The organism is Pseudomonas sp. NPDC089406 (assembly GCF_044900265.1).
In the GTDB taxonomy this organism is placed as follows: domain Bacteria; phylum Pseudomonadota; class Gammaproteobacteria; order Pseudomonadales; family Pseudomonadaceae; genus Aquipseudomonas; species Aquipseudomonas fakonensis.
On record NZ_JBJDNC010000037.1, the window covers coordinates 16114 to 25070 of the forward strand.

The following is an 8957-nucleotide window of genomic DNA, read 5'->3' on the forward strand; positions in this document are numbered from 1 at the left end:
CTCAGGCCTCCTGCCACTGGCTACGCAGGCGCTCGCGCACCTGGCGCGAGGCCTGGCGATGCTCGCCACCCAGGCGCGAGGCCAGGTCGGTGGACTGGCCGATATCACGCACCGCATCGGCCAGGCAGGCCCGTACCGCCGCAATATCTGCAGCATCTGGCCGCTCGGCATCACCCACGCTCAAGCGCTTCCACAGCAAGCCCAGCGAGGCATAGCTGTGCAGGTCATAGGCCATCGGTGGTACCTCGGCGGCCAGCGCCTCCAGCGCCTCGACACTGCGCAAGGTAATGCGCGCTGCGGCGGCCTTGCCCATGGCATGCACCATCACGCCGCTGTCATCCAGCGCGATCAGGCGCTGGGCCTGGTAGCCATGGGCCAGAAACGCCCCGGACATGGCCTTGCCCACCAGCAAGCCGATCACCGGGTGCCCGGCCAGCCGCGCCTGGGCATAGGCCTCGACGGCGCCGGCCAAGGCCTGGTGAATACCCAGCGCCTCCTCACGGCGGCCATAGGCCTGGCTGGGCACATCGATCACCGCGACGATGGCGCGTTTTTCACCATTGCGGTCAGCCGCAACTGCCTCGCTCACCGCCTTGGCCAGGCCCCAGCCTTCGAGCAAACCGACCTCGCCTGCGCGGGCCCGAGGGAACGGGTTATGGGCGTCGGGCACCACGGCAATGAAGCGCGCCAGGCGGTTGTCCAGTTCACCATCAACCACCTGCAGCGAGGCCGGGTAACCCGCCAGCGGTTCACCGCCGGCCAGGCCCGGCAGCCAGTTCAGGGCTCGATTCATGATGCATCTCCTTGGTAAAGGGCACGCACGGCGGCGCCATCCAGTTGCGCGACGTCCTCGCCCAAACTGCCGAGACGTTCCAGGTAACGGGCGTATTGCCCGGCGCGGTTAGCTGAAGGCGCATCGAGCAGTTGCAGCAGTTGCTGGCGAATGCTGTCGACATCGTCGGCCACGTAGCCGTCCACCAGGCCGCTAGCATGGCGCTGTTCGCCCCCGGTCAGGCTCCAGATGAAGGGCCGGTCACTGGCGTTGTATTCCTCGATACCCGCCTCCTGCTCGATCACCTGCGGGCCATTGAGCCCCAGGCGTGCTTCGCGAGTAACCAGCAGATGGCTGCACAACCCGGCGGCAATGGACATGCCGCCGAAGCAGCCGACCGAGCCTGCGATCACCCCGACCACCGGCTGGTAGCCGCGCAGCTCGACGATGGCGGCCTGGATCTCGGCAATGGCCGCCAGACCCAGGTTGGCCTCCTGCAGGCGCACGCCGCCGGTTTCCAGCAGCAGCACGGCGCAGGTGGGGATGCCGTTGCGGTTGTCCTCCACCGCCAGCTCCAGGGCGCCGGCGATCTTCGCCCCGCCCACCTCGCCCATGCTGCCGCCCTGGAAGCCGCCCTCGATGGCAGCCACCACGCAGGGCCGGCCGGCCAGGCGGCCCTTGGCGATGACCACGCCGTCATCGGCCTGGGGCACGATGCCCTGGCGCGGCAGCCAAGGTGACATCAGGCGCTCGAACGGGCCGAGCAGTTCGCGGAAGGTGCCGTTGTCCAGCAGCGCCCGGGCGCGCTGGCGGGCGCCCAGTTCGACGAAGCTGCGGTTGTGCAGCAGGCGGGCGGTATCAGTCATGGTCGATCTCCTCGAAGCCTTGTTCCAGGCGCAGGCGCACCACGCCCGGGGTGGCGCCGAAATCATGAATGTCGATGTTCAGCGCCGGCAGCGCGCGGCCGGCGAACAGGCGCTCGAACAGCTGCGCCCAGCGGGCTTCGCTGCCGTTGACCGAGGTCACCACCTGGATCTGCAGGCTGCCCTGGGTGCCGGGCTCTATCAGTACTTCAAGGTCGCCGGAGCTGACGCAGCCCACCAGGGTGCGGCCGCGCCCGGGCGCTTGTGCAGGGAATTGAAAGTTCAGGGTTTGCATGTCACAGGCCTCCGGCCGCGTCGAGGAACAGGCAGGCAGCCAGCAGATCGGCGGCGCCGCCCGGTGAGGCATTCAGTTGCAGCAGCTGCGCATCGAGCCTTCGCAGTTGGCGGCGCCCGGCCAGGCTGGCGCTGCCGCCTGCGCCGAGCACGGCCCGGGCGCCCTGCTGCACGGATTGCAGGCCTTCAGTACCGGCGCGCCAGAGCACGCAGGTGTCGCCCAGGGTGGCCATGATCGCCAGCAGCGCGTCGAGCCGGGCGTGGGGCTCGCTGCAGCCTGCGGCTCGGCTGCGGTGCAGCTGCACCAGGCCGTGGTCGATGACCGCCGGGAAGCCCAGCTGGGCTTGCTCGCGGGCGCCGCCTACGCCGTGGCGCTGGCGTACCTGGCTGCCGTGGCTGTGCTGCGCCGGGCAGGCCGGGTCGTCGAGCAGCGCGATGCGCCCGGCGCGGCTGGCCACGGCCCGGGCATCGGCTTGGCCGCCCAGGGCCCGGGCGGCCACCAGCAGGCCCAAGGCCCAGATGGCGCCGCGATGGGTGTTCACCCCGCCGGTGGTGGTGAGCATGGCGGCCTCGCCTTCGCGGCCGATGCGGCCCAGGTCGGCGCGCAGGGCCGGGGTGATCGCGCCGTGCTGTAGCGCCGCTTGCGCCATGTGCTTGAAGCACGGCCACAGGGCCAGGGCCGAGGCGTGCATCAGGGCCAGGCTCATGTCGTGGTGGGCGCCGTTGCTGCGCCGGTCCACCAGGCCCGGTTTGGGTGAAAGATCGGCTTCGTCGAGCAGGGCTTCGACGGCAAGGTCGGCAAGGTGATCAGCCAGAGCGACGGGGCTGGCCTGTACCGGCCCTTTCGCGGGCAAGCCCGCTCCCACAGGGACCGCATGAATTTCATGCTCGGTGTCTTTAACAGGGATCACCAGGGCCTCCGGCACAGCGCCGTGCCTGTGGGAGCGGGCTTGCCCGCGAAGAAGCTGATGCGGCTTCAGGTCGAGTGCTTTCATCACCAGCTCCTGAACCGTGCAGGCGGGTTGTAGAGGCCACCGGACCACTCCACCAGCTCGGCGATGCTGCGCGCGGCGAGCAGTTCGCGGCTGGCGTCGGTGCGGCGAATCCCTAAGTCCTCGGGCAAGGCCACCAGGCCTTCGCGGCGCAGGCGCTGGGTGTCGGCGGGGTCATGGCGCAGGCCGATGGCGGTCACCCCGGCCACGGCGGCGATCATCTGCCGGCGCTCTTCCAGGCTGCGCGCCTTGTACAGGTAGGCGATGCCTTCTTCGGTGAGCAAGTGGGTCACGTCGTCGCCGTAGATCATCACCGGGGCCAGGGGCATGCCGGTTTTTTTCGCCACCTCCACGGCATCCAGGGTGTCGACGAAAGTGGGCTTGCCGCCCTCCTGGTAAGTTTCGACCATCTGCACCACCAACTTGCGACCCCGCTCCAGCAAGGTGTCGGGCACGGTCATGTCGAGCCAGGCCGGGGTGGCATGGCGCCGGCCGCGCGGGTCGTGGCCCATGTTCGGCGCACCGCCGAAACCTGCCAGGCGGCCGCGGGTCACGGTGGAGGAATGGCCGTCGCCGTCTACCTGCAGGGTGGCGCCGATGAACAGGTCTACCGCGTACTGGCCGGCCAGCTGGCACATCATGCGGTTGGAGCGCAGCGAGCCATCACGCCCGGTGAAGAACACATCCGGGCGCTGGGCGATGTAGTCCTCCATGCCAAGCTCGGTGCCGAAGCAATGCACGCTGTGCACCCAGCCGGTTTCGATGGCCGGTATCAGCGTGGGGTGCGGGTTCAGCGTCCAGTTGCGGCAGATCTTGCCCTTCAGGCCCAGGGATTCGCCGTAGGTGGGCAAAATCAGCTCGATGGCGGCGGTGTTGAAGCCGATGCCATGGTTCAGCGACTGCACCTGGTGCTTTTCGTAAATACCGCGGATCGCCATCATCGCCATCAGCACGTGCACCGGCTTGATGTGGCGCGGGTCGCGGGTGAACAGCGGCTCGATGTAGAACGGCTGGTCGGCAACCACAACAAAGTCCACCCAGGACGCCGGAATGTCCACCCGCGGCAGGTCGTCTACCCGTTCCACCAGCTGGTTCACCTGGGCGATGACGATGCCGTCGCTGAACGCCGCCGGCTCCACCAGCGCCGGGGTGTCCTCGGTGCTGGGGCCGGTGTACAGGTTGCCGTCGCGGTCGGCCATGAAACCGGCCACCAGGGTGACGTTGGGGATCAGGTCCACCAGCAGGCGCGAATACAGCTCGATGTAGGTATGGATGGCGCCCACTTCCAGCAGGCCGTCTTCAAGCAACTGGCCGATGCGCAGGCTCTGCGGCCCGGCAAAGCTGAAGTCGAGCTTGCGCGCGATGCCACGCTCGAACAGGTCCAGGTGCTCGGCGCGGCTGACGCTGGGTAGGATCATGTGCAGGTCATGCAGGCGCGCCGGGTCGGCCTTGGCCAGCGAACGGGAGAGAAAATCGGCCTGCTTCTGGTTGTTGCCCTCCAGCACCACCCGGTCGCCCGGGGCCAGCAGCAGCTCCAGGGCCTCGACGATGCGTTCGGTGGGCAGCACCACGCCATCGGCCAGATGCCGCACGCGCTCAAGGCGGCGCTGTTTCTCGGCGCGCCGGCGCGACCATTGCGGCGGTGGATTCTTCATTGTTGTCATTGGGTGACTCCACGGGTTCGCTGTCGTGGAATCACCTTAGGGCGCAGGCAAGTGCTGCATCAATCAAGCAGACCGTCGATTCATTACGCTAAGGTTAACGATGACCCAGCGGTCAGGCTGTCTAATCGGCGAGAATGCCACTATTATGCCACTATGCGTTTCATTCAACGGTCACTCAATCGTTGTACTAGGATTCGAAGCGCTTTCGCGCCGCTACAGGACAGGCAGCGCTCACTTTCATTGACTCACGGACGACACCATGCCCCCACACCTGCCCTTTCCCCAGATCGGCAAAGCCATCGCCAGCACCGGCAGCCAACAGTTTCCGCGCCGGCTACACGACCTGATTCGCACCCAGCTGACGGTCGATGCCACGCATATCAGCCAGTCGCGCATTGCCTCTGGCGAAGGCGACGCACCGCTGTTGTGCGAAACCGTGCTGTCGCACCCGGCCATCACCCTGGGCGACCCGGCGCGCCTGCAAATGGCCCGCAGCAACAATGGCTACCACTACCAGATCACCGTGCTGCGCGCCGCCCAGGGCGATGCCTTCACCTTGTCCGAACGGCACTTGCTGGAGGACATCTCGCCGCTGCTGCTGCCGATGCTGGAGAAGCACGGCGATGCCCTGCACCCGGCGCCGCCGGCAGTTGGCGAGTCATTGCCGGCGCGTTTTCTCGAGCGCTTGCAGCAAAGCGGGCTGAGCCTTTCGGAGCGCGAGCGCCAGGTATGCCTGGGCCTGCTGGCCGGGCACACCGCGCCGCAGCAGGCCGAGCTGCTGGCGTTGAAGGTCAATACGGTGGAAAGCTACCTGCGCCGCGCGGCGATCAAGCTGGGCATCAGCGGGCGGCATTCGCTGATGCGCTGGATGTACGGCGCCCAGGTGCCGGCGCGGCATCATTGACCTCAAATCCTGCGCCCTGGTGTAGGAGCGGCCTTGTGTCGCGAAAGGGCCGCATAGCGGCCCCAGGTTCTTGGACTCATGCAAGATCGCCGGGGCTGCTGCGCAGCCCTTTCGCGACACGAGGCCGCTCCTACACAGGGGGCCATGCAGGGTCACTCAATCCCGCGCCAACGCCTCGATCGGGTCGAGCCTGGCGGCGTTACGTGCGGGCACAAAGCCAAACACGATGCCGATCAGCGTCGAACAGGCGAACGCGGTCACCACCGAGCCCAGCGAAAACACCATCTGCCACTGCGACACAAACAGGGTGAACAACGAGCCGATGCCATAGGACAGCCCGATCCCGATCACCCCGCCGATCAAACACACCATCACCGCCTCCACCAGAAACTGCTGGCGAATGTCCGACTGGCGCGCCCCCACCGCCATGCGAATGCCGATCTCGCGGGTACGCTCGGTCACCGACACCAGCATGATATTCATCACCCCGATGCCCCCCACCACCAGCGAAATCACCGCGATCAGCGACAGCAGCAGGGTCAGCGAACGGCTGGTCTTCTGCACCGTCTGCATGATGCTGTCGAGGTTGTTGGTGAAAAAATCCTTGGTGCCATGGCGCTGCAGCATCAGCGCGTTGACCTCCTGCTCCACCCGCTTGCTCGGCACGCCGTCGCGAATGCGCACGCTGATGCTGTCCAGGTGACGCTGGCCGAGCACGCGGCCGGCGGCGGTCTCATAGGGCAGCCACACGTTCAGGCCGTTGTTGGCGGCGAACAGGTTCTTGTTTTCGGCGGTCACCCCAATCACCGTGCACGGCAGGCTGCCCAGCAAAATCACCTGGCCAAGCGGGTCGACGCCCTCGCCGAACAGGCGCTGGCGGGTGTTGTGGTCGATCACCACCACCTGCGCCTGGCGCCGGGCATCGTCGGCACTGAACGGGATGCCGGCATCGAAGCGGATGTTGCGCACCTTGAAGTAGCGCTCGTTGACGCCGTTCAGCTGCACGTCCACATCGATGTTGCGGTAGCGCACCAGCAGGCTGCGGCCGATCACCGGGGTGGCGCTGTCGACGTAGTACAGCTGGTTCAGCGCGGTGACGTCCGCCGGCAGCAGGGTTTCGATGGACTTGGCCCGGCTGTCGCCGAAGTTGCTGCCCGGGTAGATGTCGATGGTGTTGCTGCCAATCGCCTCGATATCGCGCAGCACGTAGCCCTTGGCACCCTCGCCGATGGCCGAGATCGACACCACCGAGGTGATGCCGATGATGATCCCGAGCATGGTCAGCAAGGTGCGCATGCGGTGCGACACCAGGGCGATCCAGGCCATGGCAAAAGCTTCGCGGAACAGCCCGAAGCCTGCCACCAGGCGCCGTGGCCGCGGCGCCTCGCTGGCAGCAGGCGCAGGTTCTGCGGGCACCTCCAGGTCCTGGCGGTTGCGCCGGTCGCTGACGATCTGCCCGTCGCTGACCTCGATGATGCGCTCGGCATGGGCCGCCACCTTGGGGTCGTGGGTCACCAGAATCACCGTGTGCCCCGCTGCATGCAGCTCCAGCAAGATGCGCATCACCTCCTTGCCGCTGGCGGTGTCCAGGGCCCCGGTGGGCTCGTCGGCGAGGATCACCTGGCCGCCGTTCATCAGCGCCCGGCAAATACTCACCCGCTGCTGCTGGCCGCCGGACATCTGGCTCGGCCGGTGGCCCAGGTGCCCGGCCAGGCCCAGCCGGGTCAGCAGCTCGCGGGCCCGCTCATGGCGCTGGCCCTGGGGGGTGCCGGCGTACACCGCCGGTATTTCGACGTTGCGCAGCGCATCCAGGTGCGGCAGCAGGTGGTAGCGCTGGAAGATGAAACCGAAGTGGTCACGGCGCAGCGCCGCCAGGGCCTCGTCGTCCATGTCGCGGGTTTCCTGGCCGCTGACCTGGTAGCTGCCGGCGCTGGCGTGGTCCAGGCAGCCGAGGATGTTCATCAGGGTCGACTTGCCCGAGCCCGAGGCGCCGATGATCGCCACCAGCTCGCCGGCCTGGATGCTCAGGTCGATCTCGCGCAAGGCCAAAAACTCGCGGTCGCCCGCCATGAAGCTGCGGCTGACGCCGCGCAACTGCAGCAAGGCCGGCTGCTGCTCGACGCCCTGGGGGCACAGGGTGCCCGGTGCAACGCTCATGTTCATGCTCAGGCCCCCGCCAGGTCGCCGACCGGCTCGCCGATCACCACCCGGTCGCCTTCGGCCAGGCCCGCCTTGACCTCCACCTTGACGTTGTTGTTGATGCCCGCCTGCACGTCGCGCACCTGGGCCTGGCCCTTGGCATCGAGCACCCGCACCCGGTAGCTGCCATCCTCGTTGCGCGCGCCCAGGGCGGCCACCGGCACCATCAACACCGCCTGGGCGGTGTCGCGCACGATACGCACCTGAGCGGTCATGGCGATGCGCAGGCGGTGCTCGGGGTTGGGCACCTCGAACAGCGCGTTGTAGAACACTGCATTGTTCTGCCGGGTGCTGCTGGCGCCGGTCTTGTCGGTGGTCTCCAGGTAGTCCTGGGGCGCCGGCTCCGTGCCGCGCAAGGTGGCGTAGTAGCGCTTGTCCTCACCCAAGATGGTGAAGTACACCTGCTGGCCGGGGCTGATGTGAATCACGTCGGCCTCCGACACCTGGGCCTTGACCGTCATGGTGTCGAGGTCGGCCAGTTTGAGGATGATCGGCGCCAGTTGCTGGGCGATCACGGTTTGCCCCTCCTGGGTGACGATACCCACCACATCGCCGTCGATCGGCGCATTGATGCGGGTGTAGTCCAGGTTGACCTTGGCCGTGTCCACCTGCACCTGGGCGCTTTTGATCTGCGCATCGAGCGAGCGCAGGGTGGCCAGTTGCACCTGGTACTGGGACTCGGCGTTCTCGTAGTCCTGGCGCGACACCGACTCGTCGCTCTGCAGCGCCTTGTAGCGCTCGTACACCCGCCGCGCCTGCTGCAACTGCGCCTCGGTGGAGCGCCGCTCGGCGCGCAGTTTTTCTTCGTCCACCTCGGCCTGGCGCAGGGTGTTGCGCAGCACCAGCGGGTCGATCTCGGCCAGCCACTGGCCCTTCTGCACCTTGTCGCCGAGCTTGACCTTCAGCGAGCGCAACTGCCCGGACACCTGGGCGCCGACGTCTACCTGGCGGATGCCTTCGAGCACCCCGGTGGCCAGCACGGCGTTTTCGATATCGCCGCGCTCCACCGTGGCGGTGATGTACTGCGGCGGCTTGGCCGGCGCCTGGATGGCGTACAACGCCACCCCCGCCACCAGGGCCACGGCAATGCCGAGGCCGATCTTGCGCGTTCTGCTCTTGTCCATAAAACGCTCTTCAATCCTGATAGTTGTCACATGCCAAAACGATGCGTTGTGGCCGGTCGATCTCTGTAGGAGCGGCCTTGTGTCGCGATGGGCTGCGCAGCAGCCCCACGATCTGCGCCTCATGCAAAATTACCGGGGCCGCTGC

At 67.2% G+C, this 8957-nt stretch carries 8 protein-coding genes; 1 reads left to right on the forward strand and 7 read right to left on the reverse strand.

Going from position 1 to position 8957, the window contains the following annotated elements; translation table 11 throughout:
* Position 1 precedes the first annotated feature (1 nt).
* The 5 genes from mdcE to mdcA are packed head-to-tail and all read right to left on the reverse strand — an operon-like array spanning position 2 to position 4585.
* The gene (mdcE, locus tag ACI2KK_RS22690) at positions 2–793 is read right to left on the reverse strand and encodes a biotin-independent malonate decarboxylase subunit gamma (RefSeq protein WP_404670698.1); all 792 of its coding nucleotides are present in this window, start codon (positions 791–793) and stop codon (positions 2–4) included.
* Positions 790–1638, reverse strand: coding sequence for a biotin-independent malonate decarboxylase subunit beta (locus tag ACI2KK_RS22695; protein WP_404670699.1), 849 nt, complete (start codon positions 1636–1638; stop codon positions 790–792). The genes mdcE and ACI2KK_RS22695 overlap by 4 nt, the downstream gene beginning before the upstream one ends.
* Entirely contained in the window at positions 1631–1930 is a 300-nt protein-coding gene (locus ACI2KK_RS22700) for a malonate decarboxylase subunit delta (protein WP_404670700.1), read from the reverse strand. The genes ACI2KK_RS22695 and ACI2KK_RS22700 overlap by 8 nt, the downstream gene beginning before the upstream one ends.
* A 1-nt stretch (position 1931) precedes the next feature.
* Positions 1932–2924, reverse strand: a complete 993-nt coding sequence (locus tag ACI2KK_RS22705; RefSeq protein ID WP_404670701.1) for a triphosphoribosyl-dephospho-CoA synthase — start codon at positions 2922–2924, stop codon at positions 1932–1934.
* A complete protein-coding gene (mdcA, locus tag ACI2KK_RS22710) occupies positions 2924–4585 on the reverse strand; it encodes a malonate decarboxylase subunit alpha (RefSeq protein ID WP_404670702.1) in 1662 nt (553 codons plus the stop codon). The genes ACI2KK_RS22705 and mdcA overlap by 1 nt, the downstream gene beginning before the upstream one ends.
* Positions 4586–4844: 259 nt before the next feature.
* Here mdcA and ACI2KK_RS22715 point away from each other — a divergent pair, with 259 nt between their 5' ends.
* Positions 4845–5489, forward strand: coding sequence for a helix-turn-helix transcriptional regulator (locus tag ACI2KK_RS22715; RefSeq protein WP_217843327.1), 645 nt, complete (start codon positions 4845–4847; stop codon positions 5487–5489).
* Between the two features lie 156 nt (positions 5490–5645).
* On the opposite strand, the gene ACI2KK_RS22720 is transcribed toward ACI2KK_RS22715, so the two are convergent.
* Complete coding sequence (locus ACI2KK_RS22720) at positions 5646–7646, reverse strand: MacB family efflux pump subunit (protein WP_404670703.1); 2001 nt, start codon at positions 7644–7646, stop codon at positions 5646–5648.
* Between the two features lie 8 nt (positions 7647–7654).
* On the reverse strand, positions 7655–8812 hold the full coding sequence (gene macA, locus ACI2KK_RS22725) for a macrolide transporter subunit MacA (RefSeq protein ID WP_404670704.1): 1158 nt from the start codon (positions 8810–8812) through the stop codon (positions 7655–7657).
* Positions 8813–8957 lie beyond the last annotated feature (145 nt).

What these genes read in the sequence shown, in the direction of transcription:
- ACI2KK_RS22715 (WP_217843327.1), top strand. Translation starts at nt 4,845, where the DNA reads ATGCCCCCACACCTGCCCTTTCCCCAGATCGGCAAAGCCATCGCCAGC.
- ACI2KK_RS22695 (WP_404670699.1), bottom strand. Translation starts at nt 1,638, where the DNA reads ATGACTGATACCGCCCGCCTGCTGCACAACCGCAGCTTCGTCGAACTG.
- mdcE (WP_404670698.1), bottom strand. Translation starts at nt 793, where the DNA reads ATGAATCGAGCCCTGAACTGGCTGCCGGGCCTGGCCGGCGGTGAACCG.
- mdcA (WP_404670702.1), bottom strand. Translation starts at nt 4,585, where the DNA reads ATGACAACAATGAAGAATCCACCGCCGCAATGGTCGCGCCGGCGCGCC.
- macA (WP_404670704.1), bottom strand. Translation starts at nt 8,812, where the DNA reads ATGGACAAGAGCAGAACGCGCAAGATCGGCCTCGGCATTGCCGTGGCC.
- ACI2KK_RS22705 (WP_404670701.1), bottom strand. Translation starts at nt 2,924, where the DNA reads ATGAAAGCACTCGACCTGAAGCCGCATCAGCTTCTTCGCGGGCAAGCC.
- ACI2KK_RS22700 (WP_404670700.1), bottom strand. Translation starts at nt 1,930, where the DNA reads ATGCAAACCCTGAACTTTCAATTCCCTGCACAAGCGCCCGGGCGCGGC.
- ACI2KK_RS22720 (WP_404670703.1), bottom strand. Translation starts at nt 7,646, where the DNA reads ATGAGCGTTGCACCGGGCACCCTGTGCCCCCAGGGCGTCGAGCAGCAG.